At 65.7% G+C, this 23,717-nt stretch carries 21 protein-coding genes; 10 read left to right on the top strand and 11 right to left on the bottom strand.

The genetic code is table 11. The features are described from left to right. Window positions 1–50: 50 nt before the first annotated feature. Together C8J45_RS02455 and C8J45_RS02450 are read right to left on the bottom strand one after the other, a co-directional pair. On the bottom strand, window positions 51–860 hold the full coding sequence (locus tag C8J45_RS02455) for a hypothetical protein (RefSeq protein ID WP_107961724.1): 810 nt from the start codon (window positions 858–860) through the stop codon (window positions 51–53). After that, window positions 860–2,068, bottom strand: coding sequence for a TIGR04063 family PEP-CTERM/XrtA system glycosyltransferase (locus C8J45_RS02450; RefSeq protein ID WP_107962204.1), 1,209 nt, complete (start codon window positions 2,066–2,068; stop codon window positions 860–862). The genes C8J45_RS02455 and C8J45_RS02450 overlap by 1 nt, the downstream gene beginning before the upstream one ends. Window positions 2,069–2,164: 96 nt before the next feature. On the opposite strand from C8J45_RS02450, the gene C8J45_RS19055 reads away from it, so the two are divergent. After that, entirely contained in the window at window positions 2,165–2,320 is a 156-nt protein-coding gene (locus C8J45_RS19055) for a hypothetical protein (protein WP_181321067.1), read from the top strand. Further along, window positions 2,313–3,647 carry a putative O-glycosylation ligase, exosortase A system-associated gene (locus C8J45_RS02445; RefSeq protein ID WP_107961723.1) on the top strand — a complete coding sequence of 445 codons (1,335 nt, stop codon included), beginning with the start codon at window positions 2,313–2,315 and terminating at the stop codon, window positions 3,645–3,647. The genes C8J45_RS19055 and C8J45_RS02445 overlap by 8 nt, the downstream gene beginning before the upstream one ends. 20 nt (window positions 3,648–3,667) lie before the next feature. Here C8J45_RS02445 and C8J45_RS02440 read toward each other — a convergent pair whose 3' ends face one another. Continuing rightward, window positions 3,668–4,231: a type 1 glutamine amidotransferase domain-containing protein gene (locus C8J45_RS02440; protein ID WP_107961722.1), complete on the bottom strand. Its 564-nt coding sequence runs from the start codon at window positions 4,229–4,231 to the stop codon at window positions 3,668–3,670. A 182-nt stretch (window positions 4,232–4,413) separates the two neighbouring features. Between C8J45_RS02440 and C8J45_RS02435 the strand changes: the two genes are divergently transcribed. Further along, window positions 4,414–5,370: a DNA topoisomerase IB gene (locus C8J45_RS02435; RefSeq protein WP_107962203.1), complete on the top strand. Its 957-nt coding sequence runs from the start codon at window positions 4,414–4,416 to the stop codon at window positions 5,368–5,370. A gap of 11 nt (window positions 5,371–5,381) precedes the next feature. Then, window positions 5,382–6,557, top strand: a complete 1,176-nt coding sequence (locus C8J45_RS02430; RefSeq protein ID WP_107961721.1) for a mechanosensitive ion channel family protein — start codon at window positions 5,382–5,384, stop codon at window positions 6,555–6,557. Between the two features lie 305 nt (window positions 6,558–6,862). Here the strand turns inward: C8J45_RS02430 and putA are convergent, their stop codons facing one another. After that, window positions 6,863–9,877 carry a bifunctional proline dehydrogenase/L-glutamate gamma-semialdehyde dehydrogenase PutA gene (gene putA, locus C8J45_RS02425; RefSeq protein ID WP_374956418.1) on the bottom strand — a complete coding sequence of 1,005 codons (3,015 nt, stop codon included), beginning with the start codon at window positions 9,875–9,877 and terminating at the stop codon, window positions 6,863–6,865. Between the two features lie 157 nt (window positions 9,878–10,034). On the opposite strand from putA, the gene C8J45_RS02420 reads away from it, so the two are divergent. From C8J45_RS02420 to C8J45_RS02410, 3 genes are all read left to right on the top strand, one after another. After that, window positions 10,035–10,469 carry a MaoC family dehydratase gene (locus C8J45_RS02420; RefSeq protein ID WP_181321105.1) on the top strand — a complete coding sequence of 145 codons (435 nt, stop codon included), beginning with the start codon at window positions 10,035–10,037 and terminating at the stop codon, window positions 10,467–10,469. Between the two features lie 137 nt (window positions 10,470–10,606). Further along, window positions 10,607–11,785: an acetyl-CoA C-acyltransferase gene (locus C8J45_RS02415; RefSeq protein WP_107961719.1), complete on the top strand. Its 1,179-nt coding sequence runs from the start codon at window positions 10,607–10,609 to the stop codon at window positions 11,783–11,785. Window positions 11,786–12,180: 395 nt separating this feature from the next. Next, on the top strand, window positions 12,181–12,663 hold the full coding sequence (locus C8J45_RS02410; protein WP_107962201.1) for a pyridoxamine 5'-phosphate oxidase family protein: 483 nt from the start codon (window positions 12,181–12,183) through the stop codon (window positions 12,661–12,663). Between the two features lie 36 nt (window positions 12,664–12,699). On the opposite strand, the gene C8J45_RS02405 is transcribed toward C8J45_RS02410, so the two are convergent. Further along, complete coding sequence (locus C8J45_RS02405; RefSeq protein WP_107962200.1) at window positions 12,700–13,932, bottom strand: polyhydroxyalkanoate depolymerase; 1,233 nt, start codon at window positions 13,930–13,932, stop codon at window positions 12,700–12,702. A gap of 162 nt (window positions 13,933–14,094) precedes the next feature. Between C8J45_RS02405 and C8J45_RS02400 the strand changes: the two genes are divergently transcribed. Beyond that, the gene (locus tag C8J45_RS02400; protein WP_107961718.1) at window positions 14,095–15,870 is read left to right on the top strand and encodes an ABC transporter transmembrane domain-containing protein; all 1,776 of its coding nucleotides are present in this window, start codon (window positions 14,095–14,097) and stop codon (window positions 15,868–15,870) included. Here the strand turns inward: C8J45_RS02400 and C8J45_RS02395 are convergent. Beyond that, window positions 15,867–16,205 (bottom strand): TfoX/Sxy family protein, encoded by a 339-nt coding sequence (locus C8J45_RS02395; protein WP_107961717.1) that lies wholly within the window; start codon window positions 16,203–16,205, stop codon window positions 15,867–15,869. The two genes, C8J45_RS02400 and C8J45_RS02395, sit on opposite strands and share 4 nt — an antisense overlap. Window positions 16,206–16,313: 108 nt before the next feature. On the opposite strand from C8J45_RS02395, the gene C8J45_RS02390 reads away from it, so the two are divergent. Beyond that, window positions 16,314–17,471, top strand: coding sequence for a trans-acting enoyl reductase family protein (locus C8J45_RS02390; protein WP_107962199.1), 1,158 nt, complete (start codon window positions 16,314–16,316; stop codon window positions 17,469–17,471). Here the strand turns inward: C8J45_RS02390 and C8J45_RS02385 are convergent, their stop codons facing one another. The 3 genes from C8J45_RS02385 to rnr are packed head-to-tail and all read right to left on the bottom strand — an operon-like array spanning window position 17,472 to window position 20,381. After that, on the bottom strand, window positions 17,472–17,771 hold the full coding sequence (locus C8J45_RS02385; RefSeq protein WP_107961716.1) for a hypothetical protein: 300 nt from the start codon (window positions 17,769–17,771) through the stop codon (window positions 17,472–17,474). 31 nt (window positions 17,772–17,802) lie between these two features. Next, the gene (locus C8J45_RS02380; RefSeq protein ID WP_107961715.1) at window positions 17,803–18,099 is read right to left on the bottom strand and encodes a hypothetical protein; all 297 of its coding nucleotides are present in this window, start codon (window positions 18,097–18,099) and stop codon (window positions 17,803–17,805) included. Window positions 18,100–18,149: 50 nt separating this feature from the next. Then, window positions 18,150–20,381 (bottom strand): ribonuclease R, encoded by a 2,232-nt coding sequence (rnr, locus tag C8J45_RS02375; RefSeq protein WP_107961714.1) that lies wholly within the window; start codon window positions 20,379–20,381, stop codon window positions 18,150–18,152. 231 nt (window positions 20,382–20,612) lie between these two features. On the opposite strand from rnr, the gene C8J45_RS02370 reads away from it, so the two are divergent. Beyond that, entirely contained in the window at window positions 20,613–20,882 is a 270-nt protein-coding gene (locus C8J45_RS02370) for a hypothetical protein (protein WP_056052907.1), read from the top strand. 225 nt (window positions 20,883–21,107) lie between these two features. Here the strand turns inward: C8J45_RS02370 and C8J45_RS02365 are convergent, their stop codons facing one another. Further along, window positions 21,108–21,827: an SPOR domain-containing protein gene (locus tag C8J45_RS02365; protein WP_107961713.1), complete on the bottom strand. Its 720-nt coding sequence runs from the start codon at window positions 21,825–21,827 to the stop codon at window positions 21,108–21,110. Next, window positions 21,827–23,551 (bottom strand): arginine--tRNA ligase, encoded by a 1,725-nt coding sequence (gene argS / locus C8J45_RS02360; protein WP_107961712.1) that lies wholly within the window; start codon window positions 23,549–23,551, stop codon window positions 21,827–21,829. The genes C8J45_RS02365 and argS overlap by 1 nt, the downstream gene beginning before the upstream one ends. Window positions 23,552–23,717: the final 166 nt, after the last annotated feature.

Raw genomic sequence — 23,717 nt, 5'->3', positions numbered from 1 at the left:
TCCTCCACCGACTGGAGAGGGTCTCAGTCCGCTGCCAGCCAGTGTCCGTTCTAGTGCGAACCCATACGCCCGCGGCGCAGCGCACCCTGTTCCAGCCGCTGCAACAACGTCTCGATCGTCGGCGGCGTGGTCGGCTCGGCCGGCGTACGCGGTGGACGGGCGATCGGCGTCGGCGCGCTGACCTCCGGCACCGGCTCGGGCGCCGCCATGCTCGGCTCCGGCATAACCGGCGGCTCGACCGGTTGCGGCGCAGGCGCGGTCACGAACGTCGCCGGTTCGGCCGTCGGCGACATTTCAATCACAGGCGCGACCATCGTCGGCTGGGTCGGCTGCGCCAGCGGCGGCACCGGCCGAACCGGTTCCATCGGCACCGGCAGGATCGCCTTCGGATCGAACGCAGCGAGCGGCAGATCGAGATCGACCGGAATCGTCCGTTCGTCACGCGCGCCGCCGCTGCCGCCAACGCCGACTTCCATCATCGGCGTACCGAGATCAGCCGCCGACATCGGCTTGCGCGGCGGCGCGTCAGGATGCGCGTCGGCGCGACGGATAACCGGCATGCCGTCTTCGCGCGGCGTGCGCTTGGCGAGCATCCCGCCGGGCCCAAACAGCAGGAACAGCGACGACCAGAGCAGTGCCCCGACCAGCAATCCGCTACCCAGCGCCAGCAACACCCGCGCCGTCATCCCGAGCGGCGGCGACGCGGCGGGCACCAGTGCAGCGACGCCCGTCGTCCACACCAGGCCCTCGAGCGTCTCGGTCGACAACAATGCGACGATCACGGTCATGAGTACGCCGCCCGTCACCGCGCCGTACAGGGGCAGCGCTCGGATCAGGTTCTGGCGGATATACGCGACCATCAATTTTCCCGTGCGGCGGCCGCGATCAGCCGTCCATAAAGAGGATCATAGCGCCGAATGTTTGACGACCAGTTACGCTCTTCCTTGACGAACGCACGACCGCGCGCGCGCCGTTCGTCCCAGCCCGAACGATCCGCGAACATCCCCGCCAGCGCATCGGCGATCGCCTGCGGATCGTCGGGGGGGAACAGCGTTCCGGTATCGCCATCGCGGATCAGCTCACGGTGCCCGCCGACATCCGACGCCGCGACCAGCCGCCCCTGCGCCATCGCCTCCAGCGGTTTCAGCGGCGTGACCAGATCGGTCAACCGCATGCGCTTGCGGGGGTAAGCAAGGATATCGACGAGCCCGTAATAGCGCTCGACCTCCTGGTGCGGCACGCGCCCGACGAAGTGGATCGCGTCGGCCACCGACGACGCCTCTGCATGCGCGCGCAACATCGTCTCCATCGGGCCGCCGCCGACCATCAACAGCCGCGCCTTGGGCCGCAACGCCACCAGCGTAGGCATCGCCGCGATCAGGTCGTCGAGTCCTTCGTAATCGTAGAAGCTGCCGATGAACCCGACGACATCCGCACCATCCAGCCCGAGTTCGGCCCCCAGCGCATCGTCACGCGGCGGTGCATTGCCGAACAGGTCGAGGTCGACGCCGTTGGGCGACACCATGATCTTGTCCGCCGCGATGCCGCGCGCGATCAGGTCGCCGCGCAGGCCTTCGCAGATCACCGCTACCGCATCGGCCCGCCGCACCGCCCACGTCTCCAGCGCGCGCGTCGCCCGATAGCGCAGCGACGTCGCGGTGCCCGTACCGTTGCCGACAGCCGCATCCTCCCAGAACGCCCGGATCTCGTACACCAACGGCAGCTTGCGTTTCCGCGCGACGATCAGCGCGGCGAGCGCATCGATCACCGGCGAATGCGCGTGGAGGATGTCGGGCTTGAAGGCATCGACCGCCGCCTCGATCCGCTTGGCGAACGCCGCGATCCCGACGACTTCGCCGACCGGTCCCGACTTCACTCCCGCGTCGGTGCGGTGGAAGGTCAGCCCGTCGACCGACTCCACCGACGCTCGCGCGATCCCGTGCCGCGGGCCGGTCACCGCAGCGACGGTCCAGCCCAGCGCCTCCTGCGCCTTGAGGATCGCCCGCGTGCGGAACGTGTAGCCACTTTGCAGCGGCAGGCCGTGATCAAGAATGTGAAGGATACGCATCGTGGAGGCCGTCTGCCACATATCGCTTAACGGCGCGTCAACCGACTATGGGTACGGACATTCCATGACACCCGCTCGGGAAGGGAGGCCGCACCCATGATCGACAACCTTGCGCTCGGCCTCAGCCACGGGCTGATGATGCTCGCTGCGTTCCTGCTGCTCAAGCGCCCCGACCTCGATCGCGAGCCGAGCCCGCACGACCCGCCCGAAAAGCCGCGCGCCACCGGCAAGGTGCCTCGCCGCGATGCGTGATCTGTCGTTCATCGCGTTCCTGATCGCGTTCTTCGTGATGGGGTTCAAGCGGCCGTTCCTGCTCGTGCTCGTCTACGTCTATATCGACATCGTCTCGCCGCAGCGGCTGACCTATCTGCTGCTCAACACCGTGCCGATCTCGCTGATCGCGGTGGCGTTGGCTGTCGGCGGCTGGACCCTCGCCGACGACAAGCGCGATACGCGGGTCGGCGCGCGGCAGGTGCTGATCGTGCTGCTGATGCTCTATTGCTGGGCGACCACGCTCGGCGCCGACTTCCCGGTCGAGGCGAAGGAGAAATGGGACTGGGTCTGGAAGACGCTGATCTTCGCCGCCTTCCTCCCGCTGACGCTGCGCACGCGGCTGCGGATCGAATCGCTGCTGCTGTTCATGATCTTGTCAGCCTCGTCGATCATCATCGTCGGCGGCATCAAGACGGTTGCCAGCGGCGGCGGCGGCTACGGCCAGTTGAACCTGATGGTCGACAATAATTCGGGGTTGTACGAGGGCAGCACGATCAGCGCGGTCGCCGTCGCGATCATCCCGATCATCGTCTGGTTCGCCACCTACGGCACGATCTTCAAGCCAGACTGGCGCGTGAAGGGCTTCTGCCTCGCGCTGGTGTTCGCTTGCCTGCTGATCCCGGTCGGCACGTCGACAAGGACAGGCCTGGTCTGCATCGTCCTGCTCGCGCTGCTTTCGGTGCGCGCGGTCAAGCGAAAGGCGCTGTACCTCGCGGCGGTCACGGCACTCGGTCTCGCCGCGGTCCCGTTCCTGCCCTCGGCATTCACCGACCGGATGAACACGATCAAGACTTATGACGCGGACGAATCCGCCTCGACCCGGCTGGCGGTTTGGCAGTGGACGATCGAATACGCGAAGACACACCCGTTCGGCGGCGGCTTCGAGGCGTATCGCGGCAATCACATCCGCCTCGATCTCAAGTCCGAAGGTCCCGGCACCGGCCCGCGCGTCGAGACCGATAAGGCACGCGCCTTCCACAGCGCCTATTTCGAGATGCTTGGCGAGCAGGGCTATTTCGGGCTCGCGCTGTGGCTCTCAATCAACGTGATCGGCATTTTCCGCATGGAGCTTCTGCGCCGACGCCATGCCGACCCGGCCGGCGAATTCGCCTGGGCCGGGCCGCTCGCCGGCGCGCTCCAGACTGCGCAGATCATCTATTTGTTCGGTGCGGCGTTTGTCGGCATCGCGTTCCAGCCGTTCGTCTACATGCTGATCGGCGCGCAGATCGGGCTCGACACCTATCTCGCCCGAAAGCGCGGCGAACAGACATTCCGCCCGATGCACCGCGTACTCCCCTCCCGCTAGCAAGAGGGGAGCATCACGCGTCAGTCGACCGGCTCGTCGGCCAGCTCTTCCTCGAGCGCCGCAATGATCGCCTTGTTGAACGCCGGAATATCGTCCGGCTTACGGCTCGTGATCAGGTTTCCGTCGACCACGACCTCCTCGTCCACCACGTCCGCGCCCGCATTCTCCAGGTCCGTCCGGATCGACGGGAAGCTCGTCACGCGGCGCCCATCGATCACGTCCGCCTCGGCCAGCAACCACGGCGCATGGCAGATCGCGGCGATGATCTTGCCGTCCTCCATGAACTCGGTGATGATCTCGATCGCGCGCTCCTGCTGGCGCATCGTGTCGGGATTGGCGACGCCGCCCGGCAGCACCAGCGCGTCGTAGTCGTCGGTATCGACCTCGTCGAGCGTCAGGTCGGGCGTCGCGGTCTCGGCCTTGTTGATGTCGCCCTTCATGCCCTGGATCGGGTCGGTCTTGATCGAGGCGAGCGTCACTTTCGCGCCCGCCGCCTCCAGCGCTTTGCGCGGTTCGAACAGTTCGACGGTCTCGAAACCATCGGCAGCGAGCATCAATACGCGAGCTTGGGAAAGATCGGCCATGTCATGTCTCCAGTGAAATCCCGTGCCCCCTCAACCAAGCGCAGCCCGCCTCGTTCCGGAACGATGCGCCTTCCCGAACATTTGCAGAGATAGTCAGAATCAGACGCCCCCAAGGGACCACCGCATTGCCCACCAAGATCGTGTATTCCGACGACTCCAAGCCCGGCATCACCCGCAAGAAGATGCGGAACGGCTGGGGCTATTGGGATGCCAAGGGCGAACGCATCACCGACCGCGAAGAAATCGACCGGCTGAACGCAGTCGGCCTGCCCCCCGCCTACCGCGACGCGTGGTTCTGCCCCAAGCCCAACGGTCATATCCAGGCGGTCGGCTGGGACGAGAAGGGGCGCAAGCAATACCGCTATCACCTCGGCTTCCGCGAGGCACAGGAAGCCGCCAAGTACGAACGCTGCGCCGACTTCGGCCACGCGCTCCCCAAGATCCGCAAGGCGGTCGAGGCCGATCTCCGCAAACGCTCGCTGACCCGCGAACGCGCGGTCGCCGCGGTCATCCGCCTGCTCGACGGCGGCCACATCCGCATCGGCAACGAAGCCTATGCCGAAGCGAACGAGAGCTTCGGCGCCACCACGCTGCGCAAGCGTCACGGAGAAGTGAAGGGCTCGACCCTGAAACTCCAGTACAAGGGCAAGTCCGGCAAGATGCGGACGCTCAGGATCACCGATCGCTCGCTCAGCAGCTTCGTCAAGAAATGCCAGGATCTCGACGAACAGCATCTGTTCGCGTGGCTCGACGATGCCGGCGTTGCGCACCCCGTCACCTCGACCGACGTCAACTGCTACATCCGCGACGTGACGGGCACCGATTTCACTGCCAAGAACTTCCGCACCTGGGCCGCCAGCGTTGCCGCGTTCGAGGCACTCGCGTCGGCCGAGCGGGACCTGAGCCTCAAGACGATGCTCGAACCCGTCGTCGCCCGTCTCGGCAACACCCACGCGATCGCGCGGAAGAGCTACGTCCACCCGTCGCTGATCGCGCTGGTGAAGACCGGTCAGTCGACCTTCCGCAAGGCGCTCCGCCTTCCGCGCGCCAAGCGCTACATGAGCCGCGAGGAATGTGGCCTGATCACCTTCCTCGAAGCCGGCACGCCCGCTGTTGCGACACTGGCCAAAGCGGCCTGACGAGTATTTCCATGACCAATACCACTGCTGCCGCCAAGCAACCGATCTTCGACGCGGGCGACGTCGGCGATCAGGCCCAGGGCTTCGTCACCGCCAGTTTCGCCTGGGTGCAAGCCTATTGGCTCCAGATCCTGATCGCGTTCGGGATCGGCGCGGTGATCGTCGTCGCGCTCCACACCGCGCGTCGCTTCGGCAGCAAGCTTTGCGAACGCCCGCGCGCGCTGAACGGCTGGGGCATCGTCGTCGGCAAGGCGATCGCCCGCACCGGCAATTTCTTCATCGTCATGCTCGCCGCAAAGCTGGTCGCGGGATACTCCGCCGCCCCCGGCGAGGTCGCTACGACGATCAACTTCCTCTTCACCGTCGCCGCGGTGTTCCAGGCGGCCGTATGGGTGCGCGAGATCATTCTCGGCGCGATCGAGCACCGTACGCAGTCCGAGCATTATTCGGGTGAAGCGTTGCTCTCGGCGATGGGCCTCATCCGCCTGCTCGTCACCTTCGTGGTGTTCGCGGTCGCGCTGGTGGTGGTACTCGACAATCTCGGCGTCAACGTTACCGGCCTGGTCGCAGGACTGGGCGTCGGCGGCATCGCGATCGGGCTGGCGGCGCAGGGCATCTTCGCCGACCTGTTCGCCGCGCTCGCGATCATCTTCGACCGCCCGTTCCGCCGCGGCGACTCGATCAGCTACGACACAGCCTCTGGCAGCGTCGAGGCAATCGGCCTCAAATCGACGCGTATCCGCGGCATCGACGGCGAGGAGCGCGTGATTTCGAACAAGAACCTCCTGAACAAGGAGATTCTCAACAACACGCAGCGCAACCACCGCCGCGCGAAGTTCGTCATCGGCGTCACCTATTCGACGCCCCCCGAAGTCTGCTCGCGCATCCCCGCGATGCTGAAGGAAATCGTCGAAGCCAACGACAAGATCTTCACCCGCGCCGGCTTCACCGGCTTCGGCGCGTCGAGCCTCGATTTCGAGGTCCAGTTCGACAGCAAGGGGCCGGATTATGCGAGTTTCTACGACGGTCGGACGGCCGTCGGGATCGCGATCCTGAAGCGGTTCAACGACGAGAAGATCGAGATCGCCTTCCCGACGCAGGTCAACATGATGGCCGCACCGGATGGCTCGGTGGTGATGCCGTATCCTGAGGGCAGACGATCGGATGCGGAAGCATCGCCTGCCTAAAACCCCGTTATCCCTGCTAATTTGTTCTCCCGCGAAGGCGGGAGCCCAGTCTGGGTCCCGGCCTTCGCGGGGAAACAATTCTGGGCTAGCGTACCGCGAACCTGCCGCTGGCAGACAAACCCCGGCATGACGTGTCCACCGCCCTCCCAGTCACCACCCCGGCGGAGGCCGGGGTCCAGTTGGTGAGGTCGCAGTAACGAAGCGCAACGCCCTTCAGCAACGTCTCCCAGCTGGACCCCGGCCTCCGCCGGGGAGGTGCTCGATCAGTACGTTAGCTGACACGCGTCGGTGTCCCGCCGGCCCGCTTAAATTCCGCCCTCATCCAACGACAACAACGTCGCATTCCCCCCAGCACTCGTCGTATCCACCGAAACAGCCCGCTCAGCACAGAACCGGTACAGATACCGCGGCCCGCCAGCCTTCGGCCCAGTCCCCGACAACCCCTCGCCCCCAAAAGGCTGAGACCCCACGACCGCCCCGATCATCGACCGGTTGATATACAGATTCCCCACCGCAGCCTCGGCCTCGATCACCTCAGCCGCCCGCGCGATACGGCTGTGCAGGCCCATCGTCAGGCCGTAACCCTTCGCGTTGACCCGAGCGATCGTCTCGCTCAGCTTCCCCGCCTCCCACGTCGCCACGTGCAGGATCGGCCCGAACCACTCCTGGTTGAGATCCTCGATCGCCCCGATCCGCACCAAGGTCGGCGGCACGAACAGCCCGTCCGCGGGTGCATCGAGCGTCTTGACGATCTTCGCCTTCACACTCTCGCGATACGCCATCAGCCGGTCATACGCGGCCTGGTCGATCACCGGCCCGACGTCGGTTGCGGGATCGCCCGACCGCCCGATTCGCAGCGTCTCCATTGCCCCCGACAGCATCTCGATCACGCCGTCCGCGATATCCTCCTGCACCAGCAGCAAGCGCAACGCCGAGCAACGCTGCCCCGCCGACCGGAACGACGACGCGATCACGTCCGCCACCACCTGCTCGGGCAGCGCGGTTGAATCGACGATCATCGCGTTGATCCCGCCGGTCTCCGCGATCAGCGGCACGATCGGCCGCGTCTCGTCGTCGAGCAACGACCGCGCGATCTTCCGCGACGTCGCAGTCGACCCGGTGAACGCGACACCCTGAATCCGCACGTCCGCCGTCAGCGCCGCGCCAACCTCCGGCCCGCCGGTCACGAGCACCAGCGCATCGACCGGCACGCCAGCCTCATGCGCAAACTCAACCGCACGCGCCGCGATCCGCGGAGTCTGCGGTGCAGGCTTGGCGACGACGGTATTGCCGGTGACGAGCGCCGCCACCGTCTGCCCGAGGAAGATCGCCAGCGGGAAGTTCCACGGCGCGATCGTCGCCCAGACGCCACGACCCTCGATATGCAGCGTGTTGCGCTCGCCGGTCGGCCCCGGCAGCTCGATCGGATGCAGGTTCAGCCGCGCCTGCTGCGCGTAATACCGACAGAAATCGGCGGCTTCCCGCACCTCGCCGATCGCATCGCCAATCGTCTTGAACGCCTCCTGAACGCAGATCGCCATGAGTTCGTCGCGATGCTTCTCGAGCAGGTCGGCGAGCCGTTCGAGGCAAGCGGCTCGCTCGTCGACCGGCGTGGTCGACCAACCCGGAAACGCCGCATGCGCACGGCCAATGGCAACCGCAACCGCACTCCCCTCCCGCTCGCGGGAGGGGTCGGGGGAGGGGATGACCAACCCGCGATCGGAACCCGTGGAGGAAAGGTCGGCCCCTCCCCCGACCCCTCCCGCAAGCGGAAGGGGAGCAGAAACGGCCCGCGCCACCGCCTCCAGCGTCCCAACATCACTCAAATCCAACCCGGCGGAATTCCGGTGCCCCCCGGCCCCGAACAAATCCACCGGCAACGGAATGCTGGGATGCCGCTTCCCCCCGACCGCAGCGATCTTCGCCACAGGATCCGCCAGAATCTCCGCCTCGGTCAGCCGCTCATCCGCCAACTGGTGCACGAAGCTCGAATTCGCCCCATTCTCCAACAACCGCCGAACCAGATACGCCAGCAGATCGCGGTGCCCGCCAACCGGCGCATACACCCGGCAGTGATAGCCATTCTCCTGCACAAGCCGCTCGTACAGCCCGTCGCCCATCCCGTGCAGCCGCTGGAACTCGAAGTCGCGCGAGTTGCCCGCCCACTCCATGATCGTCGCGACCGTCAGCGCATTGTGGCTCGCGAACGCCGGCCGGATATTCTCCGCGGCCAGCATGTCCTTCGCCACCGCCAGGTACGACACGTCGGTCGCCGCCTTGCGCGTGAACAGCGGATAGTCCGCCAGCCCCTCGACCTGCGTGCGCTTGATCTCGCTATCCCAATACGCGCCCTTCACCAGCCGCACGTTCATCACGCGGTCCAGCCCGTTCGCCCATTCGATCACCGGCCGCGCGCGCTTGCCATAGGCCTGCACCGCCATGCCGAACCCGTCCCAGCCCTTCAGCGACGGGAGCCCCGCGACCGCGCCAATAATGTCGAGGCTCATTTCGAGCCGCTCGGATTCCTCCGCGTCGACCGTCAGCGCGATGCCCTTCGACGCCGCCTGCACCGCCAGCGCCTCCAGCATTTGGGTCAGCGCGGGGACGCACTCGCTCCACCGCGCCACCTCGTACCGCGGGTGCAGCGCCGACAGCTTGACCGAGATCGAGTGCCCCGCCGCCGGATCGCGCCCGACCGCATCGACTGCGCCGACATACGCCTGGAAGTATCGCTGCGCATCGGCATGCGTCCGCGCCGCCTCGCCAAGCATGTCGAAGCTCGCCGTGAAGCCCTTGTTCTCCGGGCGGCGCATCCGCTTCATCGCCTCGTCGATGGTGCGACCCATCACGAAGATCTCGCCCATCATCTTCATCGCCGCGCCGACCGCCTGGCGCACGAACGGCTCGCCCGCGCGGCTGATCAGGCGCCGCAGCGGCCCGGTCGATCCCTCGCCGACCAGCACGCGGCCGACAACCAGCCCCCAGGTCGCCGAATTGACGAGCTTCGAGTTCGACTTGCCCGCATGCGCGCGCCAGTCGGCATCGCCCAATTTGTCCGCGATCAGCAGATCCGCCGTCTCCGGATCGGGCACGCGCAGGAACGCCTCGGCCAGCGACAGCAACGCGACGCCTTCCGACGAATTCAGCCGATATTCCTGGAGGAACTGGTTCACCCACCCCTTGCTCTGCGCCGCTCGCAGGTCCGCGAGCAGGCCTAGCGCATGCCCCATCACGCGTTCACGCGAATCCGAATCGAGCGCGGCGCGGTCCAGCAACGGTTTTAGAACATCGGGTTCGCTCGCGCGGTACAGCTTTGCCATGATAGCGCGGGCATGGGACGTTACGGCAGTCGACATTTTCCAGCTTCCGGTTGGGTGAGGCTTGCGATCCGCTCGCCTGTACGCCTAGAGACATTTCAGCGCTTAGCGCCAAATGAGCTTTGAGGGGAATGCCGTGGCGACGATCACCACCGCGCAGATGCAACAGCGCATCGGCACCGAGACGGTTTCCGACTGGGTCGAGGTCACGCAAGAGATGATCGACAAGTTCGCCGATGCGACCGGCGACCATCAGTTCATCCACATCGATCCGGTCCGTGCGGCACAGACCCCGTTCGGTGGCACGATCGCGCACGGCTTCCTGACGTTGTCGCTGATGCCGCTGCTGTCGTCGAAAGTCCCCGATGCGCCGACCATCGAAGGCGCGAAGATGGGCGTCAATTACGGCGGCAACTCGGTCCGCTTCCTGACGCCCGTCCGCTCGGGTTCGAAGGTACGCGGCCGCTTCAAGCTGCTCTCGTTCGACGAGAAGCGTCCCGGCCAGTGGCAGCAGACCAACGCGTTTTCCGTCGAGATCGAGGGCCAGGAAAAGCCCGCCCTGATCGCCGAATGGATCAGCCAAGTCTCCGTTTAATGCTTCTCCCCCTCCCGCTTGCGGGAGGGGGCCGGGGGGTGGGCTGCCGCTCTCCACGACCGTTTCGCCCGCTTTGGCCGGGCGCCCACCCCCAACCCCTCCCGCATGCGGGAGGGGAGTGAAGAAGAGGAATACCCATGCGTTCAGCCGTTATCGTCTCCACCGCCCGCACCCCCATCGGCCGCGCCTATCGCGGCGGCTTTAACAACACCCCCGCCCCCACGCTGGCCGCGCATTCGATCAAGGCCGCGGTCGAGCGGGCCGGCATCGACGGCGCCGAAGTCGACGACGTCGTCTTCGGCTGCGCGCTTCAGCAGGGTCACCAGGCCGGCAACATCGCTCGCACCTCGTTGCTCCGCGCCGGGCTTCCCGTCACCGTCTCGGCCATGTCGGTCGATCGCCAGTGCGCGTCCGGCCTTATGGCGATCGCCACCGCGGCCAAGCAAATCATCACCGACAACATGGACATCACGATCGGCGGCGGCGTCGAAAGCATCAGCCTCGTCCAGACCCCGCAGATGCGCGTCGCCCCCGATCCTCAGCTGATCGCGATGCACAAGGACGTCTACATGCCGATGCTGCAGACCGCCGAGGTCGTCGCCAAGCGCTACGGGATCAGCCGCGATGCGATGGACGCCTACGCGCTCCAGTCGCAGCAGCGCACCGCCGCCGCGCAGGCCGCTGGCTATTTCGACGCCGAGATCGTGCCCGTCGATGCCAACATGGCCATCGTCAACAAGGAGACGAAGGAGGTCACGTACAAGGACGTGACGATCACCAAGGACGAGGGCAACCGCGCCGACACCACGCTCGAAGGCCTCCAGTCGCTCAAGCCGGTAATGGGCCCCGACTTCACCATCACCGCCGGCAACGCATCGCAGCTGTCGGACGGCTCGTCCTCCTCGGTGCTGATGGAAGAGAAGATCGCCTCGCAGCGCGGTTTCCAGCCGCTCGGTCGCTATGTCGGCATGGCGGTCGGCGGCACCGAGCCCGACGAGATGGGTATCGGCCCGGTCGTGGCGATCCCCAAGCTGCTCAAGCGCTTCGGACTGAAGATGGACGATATCGGCCTGTGGGAGCTGAACGAGGCGTTCGCGGTGCAGGTCCTGTACTGCCGCGACAACCTCGGCATCCCCGACGAACTGCTCAACGTCAGCGGCGGCGCGATCTCGATCGGCCACCCCTACGGCATGACCGGCGCTCGCGCGACCGGCCACGCGCTGATCGAAGGCAAGCGTCGCGGCGCGAAGTACGTCGTCGTCACGATGTGCGTCGGCGGCGGCATGGGCGCAGCCGGGTTGTTCGAAGTACTGTGACCTTGCAAGGTATCCGGCAAAGGGATATTTAGAGTTCGGCGAAGGACATTCTCGCCTTTCTGGGAGCCTCGGCCGTGTCAGCGGCCGGGGCTCTAATACGTTTGGGGCTCGAGTGTCAGCCCGAACCCCGCCCGTGTGCTTATCCTCGACGTGCCACTTCGATGATCTTCACGACCAAGGTCGCAAAGGCGAAGAGCACGCCTAGTATCAGACACAGATCGGTGAGAGACATTCTCGATCCTTTCTGGTCGACAGCAGAACTGCTGCCGCCAACACCATGGCGCGTCGCATGCGCTTTCACCAAGCGGCATCGCGTGCCCCGATCGGCGCCCCCGCGCAACCAACCTCCGCCCCGCCCGTTCTCAGTGGCAATCCAAGCCAATAGGAGAATGACGATGGCCGACAAGGATACCCCGCAGGAAGTCGCAGCGAAGTTCATCGAGAAGCTGAAGGCGAGCCCGTTCGTGATGATCGGCTTGCATGACGGCCAGCATTCCGAGCCGATGACAGCGCAAATCGACGACGATCAGCCCAACACGCTGTTCTTCTTCGCCGGCCGCGACAACCGTATCGCCAAGGGCGGCGCGGCGATGGCGCAGTTCGTCGGCAAGGGCCATGATTTCTTCGCCTGCATGGCTGGCGACGTCTCGACGTCGAACGACCGCACGCAGATCGACAAGCTCTGGAACAATCAGGTCGAGGCATGGTTTCCGGGCGGCAAGGAAGACCCCAACCTGACGCTGCTGCGCTTCGACATCGACAGCGCGGAGCTCTGGGAAACCGACATATCGATCGGCGGCCGCCTCAAGATGCTGTTCGGCGGCACGATCCGCACGGACGAATCGAGCAGCCACGCGGTGGTAAACTCGATCGCCTAACGACTGCGGGCAGCCTGCGAGGGCTGCCCGTTTTCCTCACCCGTTCGCGGTGATGAACTCCTCAACCACTGGCGCGATTTTGTCCCGCCAGCGCGAGCCGTTGAAGATGCCGTAATGGCCAGCACCTTCCGCCATCAGATAGCGCTTCTTCTCGTCGGGTAGCGCAGTCGCCAGTGTCAGTGCCGCCTTGGTCTGCCCCAACCCCGAAATATCATCGCGCTCACCCTCGACCGCGAGCAGACCGATATCGGTGATCGCCGCCGGATCTACCAGCCGACCACGATGCGTCATGATCCCACGCGGCAGCGCGTGGTTCTGGAACACGACGTCTATTGTCTGGAGATAGAATTCCGCGGTCATGTCGCAGACCGAGCGATATTCTTCGTAGAAATCCTGGCTCTGCGACGCGCTCTCGCCGTCGCCCTGGACGAGATGCTTATACATCTCCCAGTGCGAGACCATGTGGTTGCCCAGATTCATCGACATGAACCCTGCAAGCTGCAGGAAGCCGGGATACACCTTCCGACCCGCACCCGGATAATTGCCCGGCACCGTCGCGATCACGTTCTGCTCGAACCACGCATGCGGCCGCTCGGTCGCCAGCGTATTCACCGCGGTCGGCGCCTCGCGCGTATCGACGGGACCACCCATCATCGTCAGCGTCTTGGGACGGCACGGGTTCTTGTCCGCACTCATCAAAGCGACGGCGGCGTAACAGGGAACCGAGGGCTGGCAGACGGCCAGCATGTGCGTGCCCCCCTGCCCCTCATTCGCGCCGATCGTCTCCAGATATTCGATCAGATAATCGATGTAGTCGTCGAGATCGAACCGCCCTGCCGAGAGCGGCACGCTGCGCGCGTCGCGCCAGTCGGTGATGTAGACGTCGGCGAACGGCAGCATCCGCTCGACCGTCCCGCGCAGCAAGGTCGCGTAATGGCCGGACATCGGTGCGACGATCAGCAGCTTCGGACCGTCCTCCACACCCTCGCGCACGAACCGTTTCAGCTGCCCGAAGTCCTTCCGCAACACGATCTCCTCGCGCACCGCGACCTCGCGGCCGTCGATCGTCGTCGTGTCGAGACCAAAGGCAGGCTTCCCTCGCGTCGCATTCGCGTGTGCGAACACTTCGAGCGCCGACGCGACCACCGTGCCGCCACCCAAATAGGCGAACGGGTTTGCCGGATTGTTGAGCAGATCCGCGCCGAAGCTCGCCATCTTGCTGGCGCCGGCCATCATCGAACGCTGGAATTCATAGGCATCGTAGAGCATGCGGTATCCTCTCGCCTCATCGGGCTTTGCACGGTGGTAACGCAATTTTGCCGCAGTGCAACGCGCGATCGACCGCCGCTCCGTCCCGCGCGACCGGATCACCGCTCGCTGCGACGCCCGGTTCTCGTTGAGCACCACCCCCGCCACTGCTAGGCACCGCGCATGGCCAAGCCGATACCCGAAGAGAAGACCTCCCGCCGGATCGGCGATCTCGCGATGGTGTGGCATCACGCCTCCCAATATCCTCGCCAGATCGCGTTCGCGGGGCTCGCGCTGATGATGACGTCGGCGGCGACGATCGGCATCCCGTACGGATTCAAGCGCGTCATCGACCGCGGCTTCGGCCCCGGTGCAGGCGGGTCGGTCGCCAACTCCTTCCACTATTTGCTGATGATCGTCGTCGTGCTCGCGCTCGCGACCGCGGTGCGCTTCTACTACGTGTCGTGGCTCGGAGAGCGCGTCGTCGCGGATATCCGCACCAACGTGCAACGCCATCTCCTCCGCCTGACACCGCGCTTCTTCGAGGAGAACCGCCCGTCGGAAATCGCCTCGCGCCTGACCTCGGATACGGCGCTGATCGAACAGGTCGTCGGCAGCACTGTGTCGATCGCGCTCCGCAATACCTTCACCGGCATCGGTGGGCTGATCTACCTGTTCGCGATCTCGCCCAAACTCGCCGGCATGCTGATGATCGGTATCCCGCTGATCATCCTGCCGATCGCGCTGCTCGGCAAACGCGTGCGCAACTACTCGCGCACCTCGCAGGACCGAGTCGCCGATGTCGGCTCGATCGCCACGGAAATGCTCGGCGCGATGAAGGTCGTACAGGCGTTCGGGCAGGAAGACCGCGAGGCGATCCGCTTCGGAGACGCGGTCAGCGCGACCTTCGCCGCGGCTCGCGCGCGGATCATGCTGCGTGCGGTGATGACCGCGATCGTCATCGGCCTCGTTTTCGGATCGATCACATTGGTCCTGTGGGAAGGTGCGATCGACGTAGCCGCCGGCCGCATCAGCGGTGGCGCGATCGCCGCGTTCGTCCTGACCGGCGGCATCGTCGCAGGCGCGTTCGGCGCGCTGACCGAAGTGTACGGCGACCTGTTGCGCGGCGCCGGTGCGGCCGGACGCCTGTCCGAGTTGCTCCGCGAAAAGCCCGAGATCGCCGCGCCCGCCAACCCGGTCGCCCTGCCCCAGCCGCCACGCGGCGCGCTCGCGTTCGAAGGCGTGCAGTTCCACTACCCGACGCAGCGCGACGTCGCCGCGCTGAACGGCTTCTCGCTCGACGTGAAGCCGGGCGAGACGGTCGCCGTCGTCGGCCCCTCGGGCGCAGGCAAGACTACCCTCTTCCAGCTGGTCCAGCGCTTCTACGATCCCGACGCCGGCCGCGTGACGCTCGACGGCATCGACCTGCGCGACGCCGACCCGGCGGAAGTCCGCGCCCGCATCGCAATGGTCCCACAGGAAACGATCATCTTCGGCGCCTCGGCACGCGACAACCTCCGCTACGGCGACTGGTCCGCGACCGACGACCAGCTCTGGGCCGCCGCCGAAGCCGCCAACGCCGCCGAATTCCTGCGCAAGCTGCCCGAAGGCCTCGACACCTTCCTCGGCGAAGGCGGCGCTCGGCTGTCGGGCGGCCAGCGCCAGCGCGTCACGATCGCGCGCGCGCTCCTCCGCGATGCGCCGATCCTGCTGCTCGACGAGGCCACCAGTGCGCTCGATGCCGAAAGCGAACGGCTCGTGCAGGAGGCGCTCGAGCGGCTCATGACGAACCGCACCACGCTCGTCATCGCGCACCGCCTCGCCACCGTGCGCGCGGCCGAGCGGATCATCGTGATGAGCGACGGACAGATCGTCGAGGAAGGCTCGCACGCGTCGCTGATGACCAACAGCGGGCTCTACGCGCGGCTGGCGAGTCTCCAGTTCAACGAGGCCGCCTAAACCTTCGTGGGCTTGGCCTTCTTCGGTTTGGGCATCGGCAGTTCCGCGGTCGAGATACGGACGAGTTCCGCCAGCCACTCGGCATCGTCCCAGCGATCGGCGTCGACCAGCAGGCATGGTTTGGCGCCCGGATAGGGCGGTGCCTCGTCGATCGCTCCTGCGAACGCGCGGCCGCCCGGCGTCGGTTTGACGAAAAGCTGGTCGTCGCAGATCAGCGCGACCATCCTGCCATCGCAATAGACGCCGTATTCGCCGAACATCGGCTTTGCCGAGACCTCCCCCGCCGCGGCGAGCTGGTCGACGATGAACGCGACGGTCTTGCGATCGGATGCCATCGGGCGATCCTCGCAGATCGTCGCGGCCTTGGCGAGCCATGCCGACGACGGCGTTTCGCTTGCGATGCCATGCCCGCGCGCGCAAACTCAGCAAAACAGGAGATGGATATGCGCGACTTTGACATCGTCATCTACGGCGCGACCGGGTTCACCGGCCGACTCGTGGCGGAGTATCTCGTCCAGACCTATCCCACCGGCGTTAGATGGACGATGGCGGGACGCTCGCTGTCGAAGTTGCAGGAGGTCCGCGACCTGATCGGCGCGCCTGCCGAGACGGCGTTGATCGCTGCCGACTCCGACGATCCCGCCAGCCTCCGCGCGATGGCCGAACGCGCCACCGTAGTTATCTCTACGGTCGGACCGTACCAGCTGTACGGCTCCAACCTCGTCGCCGCCTGCGCTGCGACCGGCACTGGTTATGTCGACCTGTGCGGCGAGCCCGCCTGGATGCGCCACATGATCGACGCGCACGAAGGCGAAGCGACGCGCACCGGTGCGCGGATTGTGTTCTCCTGCGGCTTCGACTCGATCCCATTCGATCTCGGCGTGCTGACATTGCAGGATGCGGCGAAGGCCAAATACGGCATCCCCGCACCCCGCGTGAAAGGCCGCGTGCGCAAAATGCAGGGCACGTTCTCCGGCGGCACTGCGGCCAGCCTCAATGCGACGCTGGCTGCTGCCGCCCGCGATCCCGGCATCATCAAGCTGCTGACCAGCCCGTTCGCGCTCACCCCCGGCTTCCAGGGACCGCACCAGCCGACCGGGCTGCTCCCCGAATACGACACGACCCTCTCGGCCTGGGTCGCGCCGTTCGTGATGGCGCCGATCAATACCAAGAACGTCCACCGCACGAACTTCCTGCTCGGCGAGGCGTATGGCGCGGACTTCGTATATGACGAGATGATGGTCGCCGGCCTCGGCGATATCGGCAAGGTCGCGGCGGAGGCGATCGCCAAGTTCAATCCATTCTCGGGCGACAAGGGGCCGAAACCCGGCGAAGGCCCGTCGAAGGAGGAACGCAATGCCGGCCATTACGACCTGCTGTTCGCGGGTATCATGCCCGATGGCGAGCGGATCGACGCGGTCGTCACCGGCGACCGTGATCCCGGCTATGGATCGACCAGCAAGATGATCGCCGAGTCTGCACTATGCCTCGTCCAGGACGTGGAAGGCGATGGCGGCGTCTGGACGCCGGGTGCGCTGATGGGGGCGAAGTTGCGCGATCGGCTGGTGGCGAAGGCGGGGCTTACCTTCACGGTCGGGTGATCAACCGCGGAAGAACCGCGTGGCGATCCAGGCGATCAGCACCGACACGATGATGGCGATCGGCACAGCGAGACGCCGGCGGCGCTCGACAGCAGCGTAATGCGCGTCGAGATCGAAATAAAAGCGGCCTGGTGCGGTTTCGCGGACGATGCCGTTGGCGCGCAGCCGATCGAACGCCGCCCGCTCCCGAGCATCACGCGGTAGGAAGACGATCGCATCGTCGGGTCCTATCGCGTGTCGCGCCAGAAACAGCGCCGGGATGACGCCGCGGATCCGATGCGGACGCAACGCCATCGGCATGCCGGATGGGCTCGGATTTACCGGCGATAGCTTATTCGGCAAGCGCGAAGACCGTCGCCGCCGCCGCAACGCTTGCAGCGACGCCCGATACCCCGACGATCGCTGCGGCTCGAAGTCGTACCGAAGCGCGAAATGCGCCGAGCTTTCGCGCATCGAGATGATAACGCCCCGCCCCGTCGTCGACGATCGCGCCATAGACTCGAAGTTGGCGAAATATCCGCGCGTCGTTCGCGACATAGGGGATCGCACGATCAGCCGACGTGGCCCGTGCCCCGACGAAATCCTTGACGATCCGTCGTCGCGATCGGCCTAGAATAAGTCCCCGCATACTCTTCCCCCCGCGCCGATCTCGCATAGCGCGGGGGGTTTGCGCAATTCCTAACGCCGCTTGCCTTTATGGTGGATGTTCGCCGGGCGACCGCGCCGCTTGATCTCGCGCACCGGCTTGCGGCCGCCACGGGGAGGCTGGGCCGCACCCTTCCCCTCGGGCATCTCGAAGCGCAGTGCACCCGACACCGGGTTCGCCTCTGCCAGCCGCAGTTCCAGCGTCTGGCCCTGCGCGAAGACGTCGCCGGTATGCTCACCGGTCAGCGTCCGCGCGCCCTCGTCGAAGCGGAAATATTCGCCGCCCAGATCGCGCACCGGCATCAGGCCGTCGCCGCCGATCCCCTCGACGGTCGCGAAGAAGCCGAAATTGGTGACGCCGGTGATCCGCACGTCCATCACCTGGCCGACGCGCTCCGACAGAAACGCCGCGACATAGCGATCGGTGGTGTCGCGCTCGGCCTCCATCGCGCGGCGTTCGAGCCGGCTGATGATCTCGCCGACCGTCTCCATGTTGGCCGCATCGTCCGCCGGCAACCCGCCCTCGCCAAGACCGTAGGCGGACACCAGCGAGCGGTGGACGAGCAGATCGGCATATCGCCGGATCGGCGAGGTGAAATGCGCGTAACTGCCGAGGCTGAGGCCGAAATGCCCGTGATTGCCGGGCGCGTAATAGGCCTGGGTCTGCGTGCGGAGGATCTGCTCCATCACCTGCGGACGGAAATCCGCATCGCCGATCCGCTCGATGATATGGTTGAACGTCGCCGGCCGCACGACCTGCCCAAGCGCGAACGGCACGTCGAACGTCTCGAGATATTCCTTGAGCGCCGCCAGTTTTTCACGGCTCGGCGGCTCGTGGATGCGGTACATCACCGGCGCCTTCTTCGCCTCCAGCGCCTTGGCGGCGGCAACGTTGGCGGCGATCATGTAGTCCTCGATCAACCGGTGCGCATCGAGCCGTTCGCGCGGCGACACCGACATGATCCGTCCCTGCTCGTCGAGCACCACGCGACGCTCCGGCAAATCGAGATCGAGCGGCGCCCGCGCATCCCGCGCCTTGGCCAGAGCATGCCAGCAAGCCCAGAGCGGCTGCAATACGCTCAGCATATCGCCGCGCTCGTCCACCACCGGCGATGCGGCGTCGATGATCGCCTGCGCCTCTTCATACGCAAGGTTCGCGACGATCCGCACCACCGCGCGCGTAAAGCGCCACGACTTGAGCGAACCATCCTTGCCGATCCGCAGATGGCACGCGAGCGCTGCACGGTCCGCGCCTTCCTTCAGCGAGCACACCTCGGCCGAGAGAATTTCGGGCAGCATCGGCACGACCCGGTCGGGGAAATACACCGAGTTCCCGCGCCGCCGCGCCTCGCGGTCGACCTCCGACTTCGGCCGCACGTAAAAGCTGACGTCGGCGATCGCGACGATCGCCTTCCACCCGCCCGCATTGGAGGGATCGTCATCCGCTTCCGCCCAGACCGCATCGTCGTGATCGCGCGCATCCTCGGGATCGATCGCGACGATCGGCAGGTCGCGCAGATCCTCACGCCCTTCACCCAGCGGCAGCTTCGACACCCGCTCCGCCTCGTCGAGCGCCTCCTGCGAGAAGACGTCCGGAATGCCGAGCTTGTGGATCGCGATCAGCGAGAAACTCCGCGCCGCAAACGGATCGCCAAGCTTCGACACCACGCGTGCGGCAATCTTCGGCGGCTTGCCCGCGAGTTCCGCCAGCACGAGGTCGCCCGGCGCCGCGCCACCTGCGTCCGCGACGGCGAACTCACGCCGCTCGCGCTTGTCGACACCCGTCAGCCAGAGCCGCCCCGCCTCTTCGCGCAAGACGCCCAGGACCTGCTCGGACGCCGGCGCGAGCACCTTCATCGGATGCGCGATCCAGCCATTCCCGGCCTCCTCGGTGCGCGCGAGGATCCGCTCGCCAACGCCCAGCGCCCCGCGTTTCCGTTCGCGCACGCGAAGACGCGGCGGCGGCACGCCTTCCGCCTCCCAGCGCTCCGGGACCGCCCACACGTTGCCGCCGTCATCGACATCGGCGATCCGCAGCACCGTTACCTTCGGGATGCCGCCCATCTTGTGGAACGCACGACCCGGGGCGCTGTCGATCAACCCCTCATCGGCCATGTCCTTGAGCAAAGCCTTCAGCCCGATCTTGTCCTGCGCGCTGAGCCCGAAGCCCTTGGCGATCTCGCGCTTGCCCGCGGGCACGTCGGAGGTGGCGATGAAGTCGAGGATCTGCTCGCGCGTGGGAAGACCGGCTTTTGGTTTGTACATCGCACACAGATAAGCACGCCAACCCGTTCCGTCACCCCGGCTTCACTCGGACCGACAGCATCCGGAAGGAATGGCCGATAACTTATCCGGTACGGAATTGACGCCCGAAACGCCTGCCGGCCAGAAGGATAGCCCTCCAGTTTCGAGCAATCGGTACGCCATTTTTAGCTTTAGGGCTTGCAACGGGTCCAGATCGGCATAGTCTACTGAAAACATTGAAGGAGAGGCATGATGGCAACGCCCCTGAAACTCGAAGCAGACCCCGAGGACAAAAACCTGGTCATCCTGCAAAGCCTCATCTGCCTGCTGCGAGAGAAGAACGTTCTCTCTCGCGCGGATATCGAGGAGTTGTGCGACAAGGTTCAGGCCCGGGTCGCCAATCACGATAGCGATCCGCTCCCTTGCCAGATGAATGGCGCGCTCGCCGCAGCCACCGAAGTCGCACAGATCGGCGATTATATCGGGCGTAAATACGGTGGAAAGCATCGTCGCGTGGTGTGATGCCCTAGCGGGTCGCCAAGCCCGGCAAAGACGATCGACTGTGCCATAGCGTCGCGCGACTGTAACGCGCCGCGCAACCTCAAGCAGAGCGCCGTGCGCGAGGCCGGACGCACCTTGGCGGTGTCATCACGCCACCGAAACCGCGCGCAACAAATAGATCTATGACAACCGGCGTTCAGCCAGGGTCTGCGGCAAACAGTAAGCTCCCGCCGATCGCCACAGCTCTTAGCTGGCGACGAAGCAAGTCTCGCCAGCGACCCGCAACCGGCCACAGATATCCGCCGCTTGGTTCGCGCTGCCCGCGTTCACGCGCAGACGATACAGGGTCCGACCGCCAGTCGCGACCGGCTGGACCGACTTGCCGAGCGCGCCGACATACGCGAACCGCTTCGAGAAGTTCGTCCAGGCCGCGTTGGCGACTGCTTCGCTCGGATACGCACCGAGCTGGACGAGCGAACCGCCAGTAGCCGCGCCAGCGCCACTCGGCTTCGACGCTGATAGCGGTGCCGTGGCGACCAGCCGCCCCCCCGAGGCAGGAACCTGTGCGACCGCGTTGCGACCCGCTGCGTCGTCAGCCTTGGCCGCGACCGCACGCTTGCCGTCGACCGGCGCTTCCGGCACGCCGCGCAGATCGATCGCGCCGTTACCCGACTTCCCCGCACTGGTCGCGATCGCCGAATCGCCCTCGCCCTTGACCTTCAGGCCGCCGGCGTCGTCGGGCTTGACCTTGTAGTCGCCTTCCTGCGCGGCGATCATCTGGCCGTCGCCCGTCGGCGCGCGCTGTTGCAGCTTGTAGATACCGAAGATGATCGCCGCGAGCACCGCGAGACCGAGCACGACGAGCGCAATGACGCGGCCGATGCCAACGGTTTCCTGCTCGTCCGGCTCGACGGTTTCGAGCCAGGGGAGCCGGTCTTCCTCGCGCAGATCCATATCTTCGGCCATCACTTCATCTCCGAAACCGCTTCGACACCCATGATGGCGAGGCCGTTATGAATAATCTGCCCTATAGCGGACGCCAAGAAAAGGCGTGCCGCGGTCGCCTGTGGATCCTCGATCACCAGGAAACGACGGTCGGGCCGGTCGTTTCCGACATTCCATAGCGCGTGGAACGCTGCCGCCAAGTCATAGAGATAAAACGCGATTCTGTGTGGTTCGCGCGCGGTCGAGGCGATCTCGATGAGCCGCGGAAACTGCGCTGCAAGCTGTACGAGAGCAAGTTCGTCCGTATCAAGCCGGGACAAATCCGCAGAAATAGGCGTGATTCCCGCCTCTTCCGCACGCCGATGCAGCGATGCGATGCGGGCGTGCGCGTACTGGACGTAGAAAACCGGGTTGTCCTTCGACGCCTCGACCACCTTGGCAAAGTCGAAATCCATCTGCGCATCCGACCGCCGCGTCAGCATCGTGAAGCGCACGACATCCTTGCCGACCTCACGCACGACATCCGCCAGCGTGACGAAATTGCCCGACCGCTTCGACATCTTGACCGGCTCGCCGTTGCGCAACAGCCGGACCATCTGGACGAGCTTGACGTCGAACCGCGTCTTGCCGCCGGTCAGCGCCGCCACCGCCGCGACGATCCGCTTGACCGTGCCGCCATGATCCGCGCCCCAGATGTCGATCAGCTGGTCGGCGCTCTGGCTCTTCTGGAAATGATAGGCGAGATCGGCGCCGAAATAGGTCCACGACCCGTTCGACTTCTTGATCGGGCGATCCTGGTCGTCGCCGAACTGCGACGAGCGGAACAGCGGCAGCTCGACCGGCTCCCAATCGTCGGTCGTCTCGCCCTTCGGCGCTTCGAGCACGCCGTCGTAGACGAGATCGCGCGACCGCAATTCCGCCTCGGCTGCCTCAGGCTTCTTCGCAGCCTGAAGTTCGGCCTCCGACGCGAACACCTCGTGCTCGATCCCGAGCAACGCCAGATCGGCACGGATCATCACCATCATCGCCGCGACCGCCTGCGTGCGGAAGACGACCAGCCATTCGCTCTCGGGCGCGCCGACATAGCGTTCGCCGAACTCCTTCGCGAGCGACTGGCCGACGGGGACGAGATAGTCGCCGGGGTACAGGCCCTCGGGAATCTCGACGGTTTCGCCGAGCGCTTCGCGGTAACGGAGGTGGACGGAGCGCGCGAGCACGTCGACCTGACCACCGGCATCGTTGACGTAATATTCGCGGATCACCTTGTGGCCGGCGAATTCGAGCAGGCTGGCCAGCGCATCGCCGACGACCGCACCGCGGCAATGCCCCATGTGCATCGGGCCGGTCGGGTTTGCCGACACATACTCGATGTTGACGGTGATCCCGTCGCCCTGCTTCGACCGGCCGTAGTCGGCGCCCGCCTCGGGGATCGCGGCCAGTTCGGCGCGCCAGGCGTCGTCGGTCAGCTTCATGTTGATGAAGCCGGGTCCCGCGACGCTCGCCGAGGCGACGTCCTCGAGCTTCGACAGTTCGACGACCAGCGCATCGGCGAGAACGCGCGGATTGGTCTTGGCGGGCTTGGCCAGGACCATTGCAGCGTTGGTCGCGAGATCGCCGTGGCTCGTGTCGCGCGGCGGCTCGACCGTGACGTTCTTGCGGTCGAGCCCAGCCGGCAGCGTTCCCGCTTCGGTCAGGGTGTCGAGCGCCGCATCGATATGCGCGGCGAAACGGGCGTAGAGCGTCATGGTAATTCCGGTATCGTAAGGAAGCGGGCGCTTTAGCCCATCGCAGCGCGACGCTCAATTTTTATCCCGCGTCGCGCTGATCCGCCTGCTCAGGTGTTCGATCATCGGCCGTTGCATAAGCTGCAATCGTGACAGTCTGCTTTGCAATTGCCGTTTATGCTGCACT

The sequence above is a fragment of the Sphingomonas sp. PP-CE-3G-477 genome (assembly GCF_003050745.1).
In the GTDB taxonomy this organism is placed as follows: Bacteria; Pseudomonadota; Alphaproteobacteria; order Sphingomonadales; family Sphingomonadaceae; genus Sphingomonas.
Note: the sequence above shows the minus strand (reverse complement) of the source record. Positions and strands in the feature narration are given on the sequence as shown.